Below are 17,846 nucleotides of genomic sequence, written 5' to 3' on the forward strand. Positions count from 1 at the left end.
TAAATAGTCTGGCAATTATGGCGAGAAGGTCACACCCGTTCCCATACCGAACACGGAAGTTAAGCTTCTCAGCGCCGATGGTAGTTGGGACACGCGTCCCTGTGAGAGTAGGACGTTGCCAGGCACATTAAAGACAACCCGAGAGGGTTGTCTTTTTGTTGTTGTAACTGTTCGGATATTAGGTGATGAGTGAGTTAATAATGGTGAAAATGAGGAAGTAAGTGATGAGGTAGGCACTATTTAGTTTCACAGCGCCCGTGAACGAAGAAAAAGTATAGAACGGTCCCTCTAAAGGGTTCACAGTGCCCGTGAACGAAGAAAAAAGCACAGAAGGGGCACTCTAAAGGGTTCACAGTGCCCATGCATAAAGAAAAAAGCACAGAACGGTCCCTCTGAAGGGTTCACAGTTACCGTACAGCTAAATAAATTCCGCGGGCGGACAATCTTGGAAAAGGTTACTTTTCTGTAAGGACAATGACGATGGTAAAAAAGTACGAAATGTTTTCAAAGAAATTACGAATAGACATACACCCAATCGCTGACTGTTACATACTATATTAATTAAGATGGCGCGAAAAAGAGTATTCTAAAAATTGTATACAAATAAAAATTTCCGGGCAGAATGGATGTATGGAGGTGGAGGGATTGAGTTCATTTTTAGCACAGAAATACCATCAGGAAATGTGCGTTATTTGTGAGAATTTAAAACCAAAAGGCATACATCTATATACTTCTTTTATTTGTACAGAATGTGAAAATGATTTAATACAAACAGATACAAAGGATCCAAAATATAAATACTTTCTTAAACAACTGAAAAAAATAACCACTCCAGAAATTTTTTCATAAAAGTCCGATGAGGACTTTATTTTTTTGCTTATAAACAATCAAATAGGAATGAGAATGGTTTTTTGTTAGAATAAATGAGACTCTTAGAAGGAAGTAAACAATTGAATGAATAATCAATGGAACACACCTTTATATCATACGTTAATCCAACATAGTAAAAAGAAGCCGGTTTCCTTTCATGTCCCAGGGCATAAATATGGAGACATACTTCAACCTGAGGCACAGCACTATTTTAAGCATGTGCTACAAATCGATGCTACCGAATTATCCGGGTTAGATGATTTACACTCACCTGAAGGTGCGATATTAGAGGCAGAAGAACTCTTAGCCGAACTTTATCAGACAAGAAAAAGTTATTTTCTTGTTAATGGTTCAACTGTTGGGAATCTAGCAATGATTATGGCGGCCTGTGAGGAAGGAACTAAGGTCCTCGTTCAAAGAAATTGCCATAAATCTATATTAAACGGTCTAGGCTTAGCAAAAGCGGTTCCCATTTTTCTAGAGCCTGAATTTAACCAGGAATGGAAAGTACCATCTGGGATCAGTTTAGAAACAGTCATTGAATCTATCAAATTATATCCTGATGCAAAGGCACTCATTCTGACCTATCCGAACTACTATGGAATGGGATTTGAATTACAAGAAATAATAAATGAAGCACATCGGCACGATATTCCTGTCTTAGTTGATGAGGCACATGGGCCGCACTATATCCTTGGCGGCCCGTTCCCGCCTTCTGCTCTTCAGCTGGGCGCAGATATTGTGGTGCAATCTGCCCATAAGATCCTTCCAGCGATGACAATGGGTTCCTATTTACATATTAATAGCGATTTAATCAGTCAGCATAAGGTAAAGGAATACCTGACGGTGTTCCAGTCAAGCAGCCCGTCCTATCCGATTATGGCATCCTTGGATGTGGCAAGGAATTATTTAAGTACGTATAACCAAAAAGATGTTACATTTCTATTAACTGAAATCAAACGTTTTAAGGACGAGTTAGCGAAGATTCCTGCTATCAGCGTGCTTGACTATCCTAACGATAACGGTGATCCACTAAAGATAACGATTCAGTCGCGGTGTCGTTTAAATGGATTTGAACTCCAAAAGAGATTAGAAGAGGCAGCTATTTTTACAGAATTAGCCGACCCAAATAATGTCCTCTTTATTCTGCCATTATTAAAAGATGGACAATGTTTCCCATTAGATGAAACCATTTTGAAAATAAAAGAGGTACTATCTGATGTACCATCCATTAATCGAGAAGAGGTATTTGTGTTGGCTGGACAGAAAATCTCGATGTTGGCGGTTACCTTTAAAGAAATGGAGAAGTTAGCGCTAAAAGAAGAGCCCATTTCCGATGCACTAGGAGAGGTATGCGCTGAAACCATTATTCCATACCCACCAGGTATTCCGCTGCTGCTAAAGGGTGAAAGGATTACAAAAAATAAGCTTAGCCAGCTGTCCCTTTTGTTAACAACCGGTGCAAGGTTTCAAGGAGGATCCTTATTAAAGGATGGGATGATCAAGACTTATATTACAACTTAAGAGAGATTATACAGTTTTGGAGGTTTATTTAGATGAATAGCGGTATATTTATAACATTTGAGGGCCCTGATGGGGCAGGAAAGACAACCATTATTAATATGGTGGCAGAGCAGTTGGGAGACGTACTATTAACCAGAGAACCAGGTGGGATTGATATTGCGGAGCAAATCCGCGCCGTTATTTTAGACAAAGAGAATACCGCCATGGATCCTCGGACCGAGGCATTACTCTATGCAGCGGCAAGAAGGCAGCATTTGATCGAAAAGGTAAAGCCCGCATTAGATGAGGGGAAAGTTGTGTTGTGTGACCGATTTGTTGATAGTTCTCTAGCTTACCAAGGCTATGCACGCGGATTAGGAATCGATGAGGTGTTTGCGATTAATCAATTTGCAATTGAGAACTTGATGCCACAACTCACGATCTACTTTGATATTGAATCAGAGTTAGGTTTACAACGAATAAACAAAAATAAAGGCCGTGAAATTAATCGTTTGGATTTAGAAGACTTAGAATTCCATCAAAAGGTGAGAGCTGGCTACCAACTATTAATCAAACGATTTCCCGACCGTTTCCGGATAATCGATGCTTCCGCTACAGTGGAGAATGTGTACAAGGAAACAGTTAAAGTCATAGAGGATACATTAGCAAAAAGAAAGCCTTCACTATAGGGCTTTTTTTTATCCGAAAAGAATCTGTCATTCCGAATGTAAGTAAGTCTGTTACCTGTTATAATATAGGAAACAAAACTAGATTTTAGAATAAGGAGAGGGTAGTTCGGATGAAACTTATCATAGCTGTCGTACAGGACCAAGATAGTAATCGTTTATCAAAGGCACTAGTTGATCATAATTTTAGGGCAACCAAATTAGCTAGTACAGGTGGATTTCTTAAGTCGGGGAACACGACCTTTATGATTGGTACAGAGGATATCCGCGTCGACCGGGCCCTCCAAATTATTAAGGATAACTGCAGGGCCAGAGAGCAGTTAGTTGCTCCTGTTTCCCCAATGGGCGGGAATGCAGACTCCTATGTTCCCTATCCAGTTGAAGTCGAGGTTGGCGGTGCAACAGTATTCGTTCTGCCTATTGAACAATATATGCATTTTTAACCTAAACAATAGATCCGTTACTATTTTAAAGTTAGTGAGTGATGAACTTGGGAAAATCATGGGAGCAACTAGAAGAGCTTCAGCCAACTGTATTAAAAATGTTAAAAAACAGTTTAGTGAAAAATCGAGTGGCCCATGCATACCTTCTTGAGGGCATCAGAGGGACAGGCAAGCGGGAAATTGCGTTGTTGCTGACAAAGTCCTTATTTTGCGAAGCACTCGTTGATCACTATAGACCTTGTGAGGAATGCAACAATTGCCGACGGATTAATCATGGTAACCATCCTGATGTGCATATTGTGGAGCCGGAGGGATTATCGATTAAGGTTGACCAAATAAGAAACCTGCAGGTGGAGTTTTCCAAAAAGGGATTAGAATCTTTGAAAAAAGTTTATTTGCTTGTGCATGCGGATAAAATGAGTGTCAGTGCGTCCAATAGTTTATTGAAATTTTTAGAGGAACCAAACCCAGGGACGGTTGCTTTTCTCTTAACAGAACAACCGCAGAAAATTTTACCAACCATCCTTTCAAGATGCCAAATACTAACATTTCATCCATTATCACCACACGTGATGATTAAACAATTGGTGGAAAACGGCGTGGAGCCGCAGAAGGCCCCGCTGCTGGCTCAATTAACCAATAGTTTGGATGAAGCACAAAAATTAAATGTCGATGAATGGTTTGCACAAGCCCAAAAAATAGTGGTAAAATTATATGAGGTGTTGAAAAAAAATCCGTTGGATGCAATGGTAACGCTTCAAACAGACTGGTTTTCACACTTTAAAGAGAAAGAACAGATTCATCGTGGTTTAGACCTTTTACTTCTTATTTTTAAGGATTTACTATATATACAATTAGATAGGCAGGAGCAGATTGTTTTTCGAGAGGAAATTGAACGGCTACAGCAATTTGCATTGCAAACATCTGGACGGCGCATATCGGATCAAATGTCAGCTATCCTAGATGCAAAGAGGAAGCTGGAGAGGAATATGAATCCTCAGCTGATGATGGAACAGCTTGTGTTAAAATTGCAGGAGGGATCTTCATTTGTATGATGTTGTAGGAGTACGCTTTAAAAAAGCGGGGAAAATCTATTATTTTGATCCAGGGGACCTCTCCATTGAAAAAGACGACTTTGTGATTGTAGAAACAGTTCGTGGAGTAGAGTATGGAAAAGCAGTAATCGCTCGGAAACAAGTTGAGGAGAATGATGTCGTCCTTCCGCTCAAAAAAGTGGTTAGAATTGCCGACCCAAAGGATAAAATGATTGTTGAGGAGAATAAACAAGCCGCGAAGGAAGCTTATGAGGTTTGTAATGAAAAAGTGAATGAGCATCAGCTGGATATGAAACTAGTCGATGTTGAATATACATTTGATCGAAACAAAGTCATCTTCTATTTTACAGCTGATGGAAGAGTTGATTTCCGTGAGCTTGTGAAGGATTTAGCAGCTATTTTTCGGACGAGAATTGAATTACGCCAGATTGGTGTCCGTGATGAAGCGAAAATGCTTGGCGGTATAGGTCCATGTGGAAGAATGCTGTGCTGTTCTACTTTCTTAGGGGATTTCGACCCAGTTTCAATCAAAATGGCAAAGGATCAAAACCTATCTTTAAATCCTACAAAAATATCTGGATTATGCGGCAGACTAATGTGCTGTTTAAAATATGAAAATGATGAATATGAATCTGCTAAAGCATTGCTTCCGGATTTGGGAGAAATCATTGAAACACCACAAGGTAAAGGAAAAGTAGTAGGATTAAATATATTAGAGCGGGTACTACAGGTTGAACTAAAGGAACAGGAACGTGTTCTGGAGTATACCTTGGAGGAAATCAATAAAGAAGGTGCCTTTTCTATACAATCCACAGATTAACGAGGTGGAAGACGTGGATAAAAAAGAAATATTTGAATCAGTAAGTAATATGGAAACACAAATTGGCCATCTTTACCAAAAGCTAGGGGAATTAAAGCAGCATTTAGCCGAAATACTAGAAGAGAATCATTATTTAAAGCTTGAAAATGAACATTTGAGACGCCGTTTAGATGTAACGACTGAACAGGAAAAGAAAGTTACAGGGAATAAAAAAGGGACAGCCGTTTCCGAGACGACTGGTGTAAAGCCATTTGATGTCGGGGAAGGATATGATAACCTTGCCCGTCTATATCAAGAAGGTTTTCATATTTGTAACCTTCATTTTGGAAGTTTACGCAAGGAAGGCGATTGTTTATTCTGTCTTTCCTTTCTTAATAAGAAATAACTTTAAGAGGCTGACAAAATCAGCCTCTATTTTCATACATATAGCTGGAGGATGGATACTTTGGTGAATTTGAAAGATGATGAACGGCTTGATTATTTACTAGCAGAAAACTTAAGAATAATTCAGAGCCCATCCGTATTTGCCTTTTCGCTTGACGCTGTTTTACTAGCAAGATTTGTCTATGTTCCGATTCAAAAAGGGAACTTAATTGACCTATGCAGCGGGAATGGGGTAATTCCCTTGTTTTTAAGTGCGCGAACGAAGGGACATATTACCGGTGTTGAAATACAGGAACGACTGTACGATATGGCAGTAAGAAGCATTGAATATAATGGCCTTGAACAGCGGCTGCAAATGATTCATGGTGATATCAAGGAGATGCCAAAACAACTGGGATATGGGAAATTTGATGTTGCCACATGCAACCCGCCCTATTTTACAACAGCATCTAAGGAAGAAATGAATCCAAATGAACATCTTGCGATTGCCCGGCATGAAATTCTGTGTACATTAGAGGATGCAGTTAAGGCATCGAGCCAATTAGTTAAACAAGGCGGAAAGGTGGCCTTTGTCCACCGGCCTGGACGACTGTTGGATATCATTACATTGATGAGAGAGTACCGGCTCGAACCAAAAAGGATTCAATTTGTCTACCCGAAGAAGGGGAAAGAGGCTAATACCCTTTTGATTGAGGCAATTAAGGATGGCAGTCCGGATTTGAAAATACTCCCGCCTCTATTTGTCTATAATGAGGACAATGAATACACATCCGAGATAAAAGAGATTTTATATGGAGAACAATGACCATTTTTTTTATGTGCTTACCTGTAATGACGGTAGTTTGTATGGTGGATACACGAATAATCTTGATCGGCGGATTAAGATGCATAATGAAGGAAAAGGTGCAAAATATACACGGGGCCGAGGTCCGGTCCAACTTACATACTTTCGACGTTACGAAAATAAAGGGGACGCACTCAGGGCAGAATATCAGTTTAAACAGTTACCTCGGAAGAAAAAAGTTGAGTTTATGCAAAATAATAATGATATGTCTATAAACTTTGAAAACAGTTCAGCTCCAACGGCTAGGGGCTCGGGGGCATAGCCCTGGAACAGGTGTTTTCGCTTTAGTATTTGAAAAGGGTGATAGTGATGTGGCAGCAAAAGAGTTTTGAGAATGAAGCAACCAAAGGGATTTTATATCTTATTCCCACTCCAATCGGCAATTTAGAAGATATGAGTTTTCGAGCAATTCGATTATTAAAAGAAGCAGACTTAATTGCTGCAGAAGATACAAGAAATACAAAGAAGCTGTGCAACTACTTTGAAATTGGGACACCTGTGGTCAGTTATCACGAACATAATAAAGAAACAAGCGGCGAAAAATTGATTCAAAAAGTAAAGGAAGGGTTGAAAATTGCCCTCGTCAGTGATGCAGGAATGCCAGCAATTTCTGACCCAGGTTATGAATTGGTATTAGCCGCTACCCTGGAAAAGGTGCCAGTTGTTCCCTTGCCAGGTGCAAATGCAGCTCTGACATCATTAATAGCCTCGGGGTTAACATGCCAGCCATTTTACTTTTTTGGATTTCTGAATCGAAATAAGAAAGAGAAACGAACGGAATTAGAAAGCTTAAAGTGGCAAGCGGCCACGTTAATCTTTTATGAATCACCGCATCGGCTAAAAGAAACCTTAGCGATTATGTTAGATGTACTTGGTAATCGCAAAATTGCAATTTGCAGGGAATTAACGAAAAAGTATGAGGAATTTATTCGCGGGACAATTGAAGAAGTAATTACCTGGACCAAACAGGATGAAATCCGCGGTGAATTTTGCTTGATTGTAGAGGGGACGGATCAGCAACAGGAGGAGACATTCAACTGGTGGCAAAATTTAACGCTTGAAGAACATGTAAATCATTATATTTCAGAAAAAATGCTTCCTTCGAAGGAAGCGATTAAACTAACGGCGAAGGACCGTGACATGAATAAACGAGATGTGTATCAGGCTTACCATGTCGAATAATCAAGCGTTATGTATATAGAGAAAAGCTCCAGCAAGTGCTGGAGCTTTTTATTATTTTACTAATTCAAAGTTGTTTTGGATTTCTTGAAGTAATTGTTCTGCACCTTCACGGCTTAGAATCAATTTACCGCCTGCAAGAGTTAGATTATCATCAGATACTTCTCCTGTCACTTGGCAAGTCATATTTGGTTTGTATTTCTTTAAGATGATACGCTCATCATCCACATAAATTTCAAGAGCGTCTTTTTCAGCGATACCAAGAGTACGTCTTAATTCGATTGGAATAACCACACGGCCTAACTCATCAACTTTACGAACAATACCTGTAGATTTCATTTTTACTAGCTCCTCTCATATTATAAACATATTTTCTCTATCTATTTATTCGTCATTATTCGACAAATTTTTCATATCTCAATAATACAAGAAATTCCCATATCCGTCAATTACTTTTATTTTGAAAAATAAAAGTAAAATTATTCAATGAAGATAATGGTTGATTTGACAACGTTTTATCTTAAAATTATCTAAATTATACCATTTTTAATACTATTGTAATTTTAGTAACAAAATTGTTTGACTTTTATATTATTCGACAAATTCCTGCAAATTTTGTTACTATTAAACCATAAATACTTCGAACGACTTAAAGAGTTTATGGGTGTAATGGGTAATTAATCGTAAATATTGGAAGCAGGACAAACCGGGACTTCTTGCAAGAAAGTTGATTTTTAGGTATATTTTGATGATAGAGATGGGAAAAAAGAGGCAATAATGGATTAATAGGGTTGTGCGCTCGCCAACTATTGGAGGGATACAAATGGAGAATAAATTAAAGACTTTTTACCTGACAACACCGATTTACTATCCAAGCGGAAATTTACATATTGGGCATGCTTATACGACGGTTGCTGGTGATGCAATGGCTCGTTATAAGCGGATGCGCGGCTACGATGTAATGTACTTAACTGGGACGGATGAGCATGGACAAAAGATTCAACGGAAGGCAGAAGAGGCAGGGATTACTCCGCAGCAGTATGTAGATGAAATTGTCGATGGTGTTCAAGAGTTATGGAATAAACTTGATATTTCATATGATGATTTTATTCGCACAACTCAGGAGAGGCATAAACAAGTTGTCGAAAAAATCTTTGCAAGGCTTGTTGAGCAAGGAGATATATATCTTGATCAGTATGAAGGCTGGTATTGTACTCCGTGTGAATCCTTTTTTACGGACCGCCAGCTAGTGGACGGGAATTGTCCTGATTGTGGGCGCCCTGTAGAAAAAGTAAAAGAAGAATCATACTTTTTTAGAATGAGTAAGTATGTTGACCGTTTATTGCGGTACTACGAAGAGAACCCTGATTTCATCCAGCCAGAATCTCGCAAAAATGAGATGATTAATAACTTTATCAAACCAGGACTAGAGGACTTAGCTGTATCAAGGACTACGTTTGATTGGGGAATTAAGGTGCCGGGAAATCCAAAGCATGTCATTTATGTTTGGATTGATGCGTTATCCAACTATATTACAGCGCTTGGTTATGGGACTGAAAATGATGCTAAATACTTAAATTACTGGCCAGCTGATGTTCATCTTGTCGGGAAGGAAATTGTCCGTTTCCATACCATCTATTGGCCAATTATGCTCATGGCATTAGATCTTCCACTTCCAAAGAAGGTATTTGCCCATGGCTGGCTGTTGATGAAGGATGGGAAAATGTCCAAATCAAAAGGGAATGTTGTGGACCCAGTTACCTTAATTGACCGTTATGGTCTGGATGCTCTTCGCTATTATCTATTAAGAGAAGTTCCATTTGGGGCGGATGGCGTCTTCACACCGGAAGGCTTTGTTGAAAGAATCAACTTTGATTTAGCCAATGATTTAGGAAATCTTCTAAATCGTACGATCGCCATGATTGAAAAGTATTTTAATGGCGTTATCCCGGATTATGCTGGATCAGTTACTGAATTTGATGCCACGCTGCTGCAGGTTAATCAAGAGACAGTCAATAAATACGAAGAAGCGATGGAGAAAATGGAGTTCTCTGTTGCGTTAACAGCGATTTGGCAATTAGTTAGCCGGACAAATAAATATATTGATGAAACAAAACCATGGGTCTTAGCGAAGGAAGAGGCAAGTAAAGGGGAACTGGCGAGTGTAATGGTTCATCTCGCTGAATCATTACGCAGAATTGCCATTTTACTGCAACCGTTCTTAACACGCACGCCGAATGCGATCTTTACACAACTGGGTATTCAGGAAGAATCCCTAAAAGCATGGGAAGGCCTTGCTGATTTTGGGCTAATTCCAAGTGGAACAAAGGTGGAGAAGGCTGCACCAATCTTCCCAAGGCTTGAGATTGCTGAGGAAGTAGAGTTCATTAAGACAAAAATGCAAGGTTCTGCACCAGCGGCGGAAGAAAAGAAAGAAGCACAGCCAGAAGAAAAGCCAGAAGAAATCGACGAAATTGCGATTGATGATTTCATGAAAATTGATTTGCGTGTAGCAGAAGTCATCCAAGCGGAGCCGATTAAAAAAGCAGATAAACTGCTTAAGCTTCAACTAGATTTAGGCTATGAAAAGCGCCAGGTCGTTTCAGGAATTGCTCAATATTATAAGCCTGAAGAATTAGTCGGCCGCAAGGTAATTTGTATTACCAATCTAAAACCTGTGAAACTGCGCGGTGAATTGTCCCAGGGCATGATCCTAGCAGGTTCAAAAGATGGTCAACTTTCTCTTGCAACAGTCGACCAGACATTGGCAAATGGAGCAAAAGTAAAATAATTATGTAACTAAAGGCGCCTAATATAGGCGCTTTTGCTTTTGGAAACGGGCGCTTCTGCTATTAAAATGTTCCACGTGTAACAATTTTCGGGATATTTCCTTTTTTACATTATATTTTTTGACATTAAAAGTCCGTAAGTGCACAATTTAGAGAAAAATAAGGAAAAGAGGTTCTTGCTTACTATGCTATTCGACACGCATGCACATTTAAATGATAATCAGTATAACGAAGATTTAGAAGAAGTGATTGAAAGGGCCGAACACGAGGGAGTCAGCCGTATGGTTGTTGTCGGATTCGATCGTCCAACCATTCAACGAGCGATGGAATTAGCCGAGAAATACGATTTTATTTATGCCTGTGTTGGATGGCATCCTGTTGATGCGATTGACATGAAAGAAGAAGACTTAGTTTGGATCGAGGAATTAGCCGCACATCCTAAGGTTGTCGCCATTGGTGAAATGGGCTTGGATTATCATTGGGACAAATCTCCAAAGGAAATTCAAAAGGAAGTTTTCCGGAAACAAATCAGGCTGGCTAAAAAGGTGAAGCTGCCGATTGTTATTCATAATCGTGAAGCAACTGCTGATATAGTGGAAATTTTAAAGGAAGAAGGCGCAGAAGAAGTAGGCGGGATCATGCACTGCTTTAGCGGGAGTCCTGAAGTGGCAAAGGAATGTGTAAAAATGAATTTCTATATCTCGTTAGGCGGGCCGGTGACCTTTAAAAATGCTAAAAAGCCGAAAGAAGTGGCGGCCGAAATACCATTAGATAAACTGTTAATCGAAACGGATTGCCCTTATTTAGCCCCCCATCCCTACCGTGGGAAAAGAAATGAGCCTAGTTATGTAAAACTAGTAGCTGAGCAAATTGCCGAAATAAAAGGGTTGACATTTGAAGAAGTGGCCGAAGCAACGACACGAAATGCTAAAAAATTATTCGCCATAAAATGATAGGGGAATTTGTCGAAGTCAGCGGAAGCTTGTCTTAAAATTTAATGATAACAAAAAGTTCTACACGTCTCCTTTTCTACATAGGATAACCGTGTCGAGAAGTTTCTCTTTGCAAATATTCTAACTTTGTGCATAATTAGAAATACCCTCGCAGAGTATGCAAGGAATGACAGCCGACAGCATGGTTCATTAATCTCTCTAAGAAAAGGAGGCGTTTTTCATCGTATTCAAAAACGTGAAAAACCTGTTCCCCCAGTCTTTGAGCCGGAAGACATTGACCATTGCTTTTGCTAGTTTCGTAGTTTTGTTGACATCTCTTGGAATTCTTTATTTTGAAGGGTCGAAGAAAACTGTTGCCATCACTCTTAACAATCAGCAAAAGGTCGTAAAGACTCATGCGGATACAGTTCAAGAATTATTTGATGAAATGGATGTATCCATTCGCTCACAAGACTATTTGCATCCAAAGGCGAATTCAAAGGTGAAGGACCACCTTATGGTCGTATGGAAGCAAGCTAAACAGGTTCACATTGTCAAGGACAACGAGAAGAAAACGATCTGGACGACAGCAGGTTCTGTAGCTGGACTCCTAAAAGAGCAGAAAATTGTTTTGAGCAAACATGATCAAATCTCACCTAGACCGCAAGCTGCAATACAAGATAAGATGAAAATTGGGATAAAAAAGGCGTTTCATCTTACATATGTTGACGGCGGTAAAAAACAAAGAGTTTGGTCCACTTCGGCTACGGTCGCTGACTTTTTATCACAACAGGGTATTAAGCTAAATAAATTAGACCGAGTTGAACCGTCATTAACAGAAACCATCGCTAAGAATGGTGTTGTTAACGTCATTCGAGTAGAAAAAGTCACCGATGTAGTGGAAGAACCGATTCAATTTGCTGTGGTAACCAAGAAGGATGAAAGTTTAGAAAAAGGCAAGGAACAAACCATTAAAAAAGGTAAAAAGGGTCGCGTTTCTAAACAGTACGAAGTTCTTCTTGAAAATGGCAAAGAGATCTCAAGAAAATTAATTAGTGAGCAGAAGATTGCAGAGAAACAAGATAAAGTTGTGGCTGTCGGAACGAAGGAATTATCATTACAAGTTTCCCGTGGTGCTGTGAATGAGCCGGGAAAAGAGTTTTATGTGACTGCAACGGCCTATACCGCTTATTGCAATGGGTGTTCAGGTAGAACAGCTACTGGACTTAATCTCCGGGCGAACCCGAACATGAAGGTAATCGCGGTTGATCCAAGGATTATTCCACTTGGTTCAAAGGTCTATGTTGAAGGGTATGGATACGCTGTAGCAGCTGACACCGGTGGGGCGATTAAAGGATATATCATTGATTTATTCATGCCATCCAATCAGGATTGCTATCGCTGGGGACGTAAAAAAGTAAAGATTAAGGTTTTAGATTAATTTCCTTAATGCAGAGGGTCCTATCCTCTGCATTTTGCTTTTTTCGTAAATTTCTTTATACTAACAACGAATACATATTGGTCAAAATGCTTCATCTTTTTCTTAATATATTGTATGAATGCGTTCAGTAATATAGACGATGAACATTACAAAAATGTTTCAAGTTTTTATCAATTTTTAAAAAAATAATAAAGTTTGAAAGTTTGAACTTAGATAGCTGTCTAGCTCCAGCGCCAAGGGCCTCGGGTCATAAGCCAATCCGTCAAGGAGGTTAAAGAGCAACCTCCTCGCCGGCTCGTCTAGACTCACGCCCTTGGACAAGGCGCTTCCACTTTTCAACTTTTATTACGGAGGCCACACTATTAAAATGAAGATCAAAGAAATTATTGTTGTGGAAGGCAAAGATGATACAACAGCGATTAAACGAGCAGTAAATGCTGATACCATTGAAACAAATGGTTCAGCTGTTAATGAAGTAACCATAGAAAAGGTACGACGCGCGCAACAGACAAGAGGCGTCATCATCTTTACCGATCCGGATTTTCCCGGTGAAAAGATTAGGAAGACGATTGCTGAGGCTGTCCCAGGTTGCAAACATGCTTTTTTAACAAAGGAAGCAGCGATGGGAAAAGTCGGTGAAAGTCTTGGTGTGGAGCATGCCAGCCCTGAAGTGATTCAAGAAGCGTTAAAGGATGCCCAGGTTATGAGTGAAACGTACACAGAAGAAATAACGCAAGAGGACTTACTTACCGCTGGACTAATTGGCGGTGAAGGAGCGAAAGAAAGAAGAATTATGCTCGGAAAATTATTAAAAATAGGTTACACAAATGGGAAACAGCTTCATAAACGCTTAATGATGTTCCAAATCAGTAAACAAGAATTTTCAGAAGCACTAAGGGTTGTACGTCAGGAGGAATTATATGAATAAAGATATTGCTACCCCGGTAAGAACAAAGGAAATTTTAAATAAGTACGGTTTTTCATTTAAAAAGAGTCTTGGTCAAAACTTTTTAATCGATACAAACATCTTAAAAAAAATTGTCAGCTTTGCAGACCTAACCGAAAATTCTGGTGCGATTGAAATCGGGCCAGGTATTGGCGCGCTTACCGAACAACTGGCCCGCACAAGTAAAAAAGTCGTTGCCTTTGAGATTGATCAACGATTATTACCGATCTTAAAGGACACATTATCCCCTTATCCAAACGTAGACATTATTCATAACGATGTGCTCGAGGCAGATGTTGCCGAAGTTATGGCAGAAAAATTTACTGATATTACCGATATTATGGTTGTAGCAAATTTACCTTATTATGTGACAACGCCCATCATTATGAAACTGCTAGAAGAGCATTTGCCAATCCGTGGGATTGTTTGTATGCTCCAAAAAGAGGTGGCAGACCGCATTTCAGCGCGGCCTGGAACGAAGGAGTATGGATCTCTTTCTATCGCTATTCAGTATTACACAGAAGCTGAGACTGTCATGATTGTTCCGAAAACGGTGTTTGTGCCGCAGCCGAATGTCGATTCGGCGGTTATTCGACTGACAAAGAGGGAAAAGCCAGCGGTAACGGTAACGGATGAAGCGTTCTTTTTTCAAGTGACAAAGGCAAGCTTTGCACAGAGAAGAAAAACACTACTTAATAATCTAACAAGCCAGCTGCCGGATGGCAAACAAAAGAAGGAGGAGATCCTTCAAGCCTTAAGTACCAGTGGAATCGATCCTGCCCGGAGAGGTGAGACACTCTCTTTAGAGGAATTTGGCCGTTTAAGCGAAGAACTATATCCGTTTTTCCACTAGACCCTAGTAAAGGGTCTATTTTTTTTCACCATATAAATAGTAGTTGCATAGCCTATGAGAGAAACCTTACTTAAGGGCCCATTGCTGGTCCTATTGGAGTGACGACAGTGGATATAAAATTAAATGATATTGTCGGCAGACGTTCGTATAACTGCGATATTCTCTTTCGTATTATTGATGTTCGAAAAATTAACGACCAGAAGTTTGCTGTCCTATATGGAGAGGATTTTCGGCTCGTAGCAGATGCCCCATACGAGGATTTGGTTGTTATTGACCCTAACCAAAGAGCCAAGCTGAAAAATGAATACCGGACTCTTGAGGAACAGTCTTTTCGGTTGTTTTCACAAGATGTTGAATTAATCAAGCATCGTCAGGAATACGAAGCGACTGGCGGTTATGTCAAACCTAGTAATTATTTCCAAATACCAGGAAAGGTTCTCCATCTGGATGGTGATCCATCCTACTTGAGGAAATGTATGACGGTATATGAAAAAGTGGGGATCCCTGTTATGGGTATCCACTGTAATGAAAAGGAAATGCCTGAACGGATTGGGAGCCTGATTGATATGTATCGTCCGGATATTCTTGTAATCACTGGACATGATGCCTATTCAAAGGCAAAGGGGAAGATGACGGATATAAATGCCTACCGCCATTCCAAGCATTTTGTGCAAACGGTTAAGGAAGCTAGAAAAAAAATTCCTCACTTGGATCAGCTCGTTATTTTCGCTGGTGCCTGCCAGTCGCATTTTGAATCATTGATTCATGCAGGGGCTAACTTCGCAAGTTCACCTTCAAGAATAAACATCCATGCCCTTGACCCAGTTTATATTGTTGCCAAAATCAGCTTTACACCTTTTATGGAACGAATAAATGTGTGGGACGTATTACGGAACACATTAACAGGTGAGAAGGGTCTAGGAGGAATTGAAACAAAAGGAGTGTTACGGACGGGGATGCCTTATCGGCCAATTCAAGAAGAGGATGAATAAGCCTTTGCAAAATGAAAAGGCTTATTTTTTTTTATTTTACGGTCGATACATAATCCCTTACAAATAAGGCAAGATAAAAATGTTGAATTTTAGAAGAAAAAGTAGAACAAAAAATATTGACAATCTTTTTGTTTGACTGATATAATTTATGTTTTTGTTTGACATGACTATGTCAGTGTGTTATACTTTACACAGTGAGGTGGACCGAATGCCAAAAACCTTAGCCGATATTAAAAAGGCTCTTGACACAAATTTAGGGAAAAGATTACTGCTTAAAGCCAACGGAGGACGTAGAAAGACCATTGAACGTTCCGGTGTTTTAGCTGAAACTTATCCATCTGTTTTTGTTATTGAATTAGATCAGGATGAAAACTCATTCGAACGTGTTTCTTACAGCTATGCGGATGTGTTAACAGAAACAGTTCAAATCACTTTCTATGAAGATGCATCAGGACATTTAGCCTTAAATTAGTATATAAGCAATCTGCAGCAGTAAACAAAGGTTTACTGCTTTTTGCTATTTATAAAGCGGAAGCGCCTTGTTCAGGGAAAAAAGTAGTTCATTTTTTTCAAGGGGCGATGGGCATAAGACGAGCAGGTTGCTTTTTAACCTTCAGGACGGATTGGCTTATGACTCCGAACCCCTAGGCGCTGGATTCAGAGATCTAGTTCAATGAATACCGATCCTGCTATTTACCCCATACTAAGAATGCTGCAGTATGAAAGGGGTTGCTTAGATGGGCAGAAGAAGAAGAGGGATCATGTCCAGTCACTTTAAAGAAGAACTTGCAAAGGAACTTGGATTTTATGATGTCGTTCAAAAAGAAGGATGGGGCGGCATCAAAGCAAAGGATGCAGGGAATATGGTCAAACGCGCCGTTGAACTTGCACAAGAACAATTAGCTCACCGGAGTCCAAGAGGTTAACTTCTAAACAAGGCCTTCTCTTTTTAAATTCAATCAATCACTTACTACAGCGAAACCAGAGGACCATCTCCTCTGGCTTTTTTGCGTTAACTCCATTTTTCCTCGCAAATTATGACCTTTTTTTTATAAAACATATAATAAAATATTAAATTTGATAGGATTTCTCATATCTGACGTCTTACTTTTATCGTTTTGTGGTAAAATAGGACAAAATGTGGATTTTCGGAAATAGAAAAATGGAAGCGTCAAATTGGCGCATGGACTGGACAATATAGAAGTAGGTGGACGTAGTGAAGCTTTTAGTAAAAGCACCGGCCAAAATAAATTTAGCATTAGATGTTCTACATAAACGCCCCGATGGCTATCATGAGGTGGAAATGATTATGACCACGATTGATTTGGCAGACCGTGTGGAACTATCATTATTAACTGAAGATAAAATACATATTCACTCACATAATCGCTATGTCCCTGATGACCAGCGTAATTTAGCCTATCAGGCTGCCCAACTCTTAAAAGACCGATTCAGTGTGAAACAAGGTGTGTTGATTTCAATTGAAAAAACGATTCCAGTTGCGGCTGGACTTGCAGGAGGAAGCAGTGATGCTGCGGCCACTTTAAGGGGTTTAAATAAGCTGTGGAATCTCGGATTAACTATGGATGAATTGGCCGAACTAGGCAGTGAAATTGGCTCGGATGTTTCCTTTTGTGTCTATGGAGGGACAGCCTTAGCAAAAGGCAGAGGGGAAATGATTACCGAATTACCCGCTCCCCCTACATGCTGGGTCATCCTTGCAAAGCCTTTTATTGGGGTATCGACAGCGGAAGTATACCGACGGCTCGATCTCAATAAAACGGTCCATCCCGATATTGCTGGAATGATCCAAGCAATCAAGGAGCATGATTACCAAAAGGTGTGCAATAACGTCGGGAATGTCTTAGAAGGGGTAACGTTAAACCTTCACCCTGAAGTAGCGCTAATAAAAGAACAAATGAAACGGTTTGGTGCCGATGCGGTGTTAATGAGCGGCAGTGGGCCGACTGTGTTCGGAATTGTACAGCATGATTCAAGAATGCACCGAATTTATAACGGATTAAGAGGATTCTGTGATCAAGTATTTGCAGTCCGGATGTTAGGGGAACGACACTCACTTGATTAAAAACGTACGAAAATGGTATCCTA

20 protein-coding genes and 1 rRNA gene are annotated in these 17,846 nt (G+C 39.8%); 20 read left to right on the plus strand and 1 reads right to left on the minus strand.

Annotated elements, in window-relative coordinates; genetic code table 11:
• Window positions 1-7: 7 nt before the first annotated feature.
• The 11 genes from rrf (at window position 8) to rsmI (ending at window position 7,787) form a co-directional block, all read left to right on the plus strand.
• Window positions 8-124, plus strand: a 5S ribosomal RNA gene (rrf, locus tag KW850_RS28985).
• 506 nt (window positions 125-630) lie between these two features.
• Window positions 631-849 carry a sigma factor G inhibitor Gin gene (locus KW850_RS28990; RefSeq protein ID WP_098576744.1) on the plus strand — a complete coding sequence of 73 codons (219 nt, stop codon included), beginning with the start codon at window positions 631-633 and terminating at the stop codon, window positions 847-849.
• Window positions 850-954: 105 nt separating this feature from the next.
• Window positions 955-2,394: an aminotransferase class I/II-fold pyridoxal phosphate-dependent enzyme gene (locus tag KW850_RS28995; RefSeq protein WP_218351157.1), complete on the plus strand. Its 1,440-nt coding sequence runs from the start codon at window positions 955-957 to the stop codon at window positions 2,392-2,394.
• Window positions 2,395-2,426: 32 nt separating this feature from the next.
• Entirely contained in the window at window positions 2,427-3,062 is a 636-nt protein-coding gene (tmk, locus tag KW850_RS29000; RefSeq protein WP_218351158.1) for a dTMP kinase, read from the plus strand.
• A gap of 110 nt (window positions 3,063-3,172) precedes the next feature.
• Window positions 3,173-3,502, plus strand: a complete 330-nt coding sequence (locus KW850_RS29005; RefSeq protein WP_218351159.1) for a cyclic-di-AMP receptor — start codon at window positions 3,173-3,175, stop codon at window positions 3,500-3,502.
• A gap of 47 nt (window positions 3,503-3,549) precedes the next feature.
• Entirely contained in the window at window positions 3,550-4,557 is a 1,008-nt protein-coding gene (holB, locus tag KW850_RS29010; RefSeq protein ID WP_218351160.1) for a DNA polymerase III subunit delta', read from the plus strand.
• Window positions 4,550-5,377, plus strand: coding sequence for a PSP1 domain-containing protein (locus KW850_RS29015; RefSeq protein ID WP_218351161.1), 828 nt, complete (start codon window positions 4,550-4,552; stop codon window positions 5,375-5,377). Before holB ends, KW850_RS29015 begins: the two co-directional genes overlap by 8 nt.
• 13 nt (window positions 5,378-5,390) lie before the next feature.
• Complete coding sequence (gene yabA / locus KW850_RS29020; RefSeq protein WP_218351162.1) at window positions 5,391-5,762, plus strand: DNA replication initiation control protein YabA; 372 nt, start codon at window positions 5,391-5,393, stop codon at window positions 5,760-5,762.
• A gap of 60 nt (window positions 5,763-5,822) precedes the next feature.
• Complete coding sequence (locus KW850_RS29025) at window positions 5,823-6,566, plus strand: tRNA1(Val) (adenine(37)-N6)-methyltransferase (protein ID WP_218351163.1); 744 nt, start codon at window positions 5,823-5,825, stop codon at window positions 6,564-6,566.
• The gene (locus tag KW850_RS29030; protein ID WP_218351164.1) at window positions 6,553-6,867 is read left to right on the plus strand and encodes a GIY-YIG nuclease family protein; all 315 of its coding nucleotides are present in this window, start codon (window positions 6,553-6,555) and stop codon (window positions 6,865-6,867) included. Before KW850_RS29025 ends, KW850_RS29030 begins: the two co-directional genes overlap by 14 nt.
• 47 nt (window positions 6,868-6,914) lie before the next feature.
• Entirely contained in the window at window positions 6,915-7,787 is an 873-nt protein-coding gene (gene rsmI / locus KW850_RS29035; RefSeq protein ID WP_218351165.1) for a 16S rRNA (cytidine(1402)-2'-O)-methyltransferase, read from the plus strand.
• A gap of 51 nt (window positions 7,788-7,838) precedes the next feature.
• On the opposite strand, the gene KW850_RS29040 is transcribed toward rsmI, so the two are convergent.
• Window positions 7,839-8,123: a transition state genes transcriptional regulator AbrB gene (locus KW850_RS29040; RefSeq protein WP_088084915.1), complete on the minus strand. Its 285-nt coding sequence runs from the start codon at window positions 8,121-8,123 to the stop codon at window positions 7,839-7,841.
• 484 nt (window positions 8,124-8,607) lie between these two features.
• Between KW850_RS29040 and metG the strand changes: the two genes are divergently transcribed.
• The 9 genes from metG (at window position 8,608) to ispE (ending at window position 17,823) form a co-directional block, all read left to right on the plus strand.
• A complete protein-coding gene (gene metG / locus KW850_RS29045) occupies window positions 8,608-10,575 on the plus strand; it encodes a methionine--tRNA ligase (RefSeq protein ID WP_218351166.1) in 1,968 nt (655 codons plus the stop codon).
• A gap of 183 nt (window positions 10,576-10,758) precedes the next feature.
• On the plus strand, window positions 10,759-11,526 hold the full coding sequence (locus KW850_RS29050) for a TatD family hydrolase (protein WP_218351167.1): 768 nt from the start codon (window positions 10,759-10,761) through the stop codon (window positions 11,524-11,526).
• Window positions 11,527-11,761: 235 nt separating this feature from the next.
• The gene (locus KW850_RS29055) at window positions 11,762-12,946 is read left to right on the plus strand and encodes a G5 and 3D domain-containing protein (RefSeq protein WP_218351168.1); all 1,185 of its coding nucleotides are present in this window, start codon (window positions 11,762-11,764) and stop codon (window positions 12,944-12,946) included.
• Window positions 12,947-13,313: 367 nt separating this feature from the next.
• Window positions 13,314-13,874, plus strand: a complete 561-nt coding sequence (gene rnmV / locus KW850_RS29060; RefSeq protein WP_218351169.1) for a ribonuclease M5 — start codon at window positions 13,314-13,316, stop codon at window positions 13,872-13,874.
• Window positions 13,867-14,745 carry a 16S rRNA (adenine(1518)-N(6)/adenine(1519)-N(6))-dimethyltransferase RsmA gene (rsmA, locus tag KW850_RS29065; RefSeq protein WP_218351170.1) on the plus strand — a complete coding sequence of 293 codons (879 nt, stop codon included), beginning with the start codon at window positions 13,867-13,869 and terminating at the stop codon, window positions 14,743-14,745. The genes rnmV and rsmA overlap by 8 nt, the downstream gene beginning before the upstream one ends.
• Before the next feature lie 107 nt (window positions 14,746-14,852).
• Complete coding sequence (yabG, locus tag KW850_RS29070) at window positions 14,853-15,737, plus strand: sporulation peptidase YabG (protein ID WP_218351171.1); 885 nt, start codon at window positions 14,853-14,855, stop codon at window positions 15,735-15,737.
• Between the two features lie 208 nt (window positions 15,738-15,945).
• Window positions 15,946-16,209, plus strand: a complete 264-nt coding sequence (veg, locus tag KW850_RS29075) for a biofilm formation stimulator Veg (RefSeq protein WP_066249244.1) — start codon at window positions 15,946-15,948, stop codon at window positions 16,207-16,209.
• A gap of 265 nt (window positions 16,210-16,474) precedes the next feature.
• On the plus strand, window positions 16,475-16,663 hold the full coding sequence (locus KW850_RS29080; protein WP_218351172.1) for a small, acid-soluble spore protein, alpha/beta type: 189 nt from the start codon (window positions 16,475-16,477) through the stop codon (window positions 16,661-16,663).
• Window positions 16,664-16,953: 290 nt separating this feature from the next.
• Entirely contained in the window at window positions 16,954-17,823 is an 870-nt protein-coding gene (gene ispE / locus KW850_RS29085; protein ID WP_218351173.1) for a 4-(cytidine 5'-diphospho)-2-C-methyl-D-erythritol kinase, read from the plus strand.
• The last annotated feature ends 23 nt before the right edge of the window (window positions 17,824-17,846 follow it).

Source organism: Bacillus sp. sid0103, from assembly GCF_019219025.1.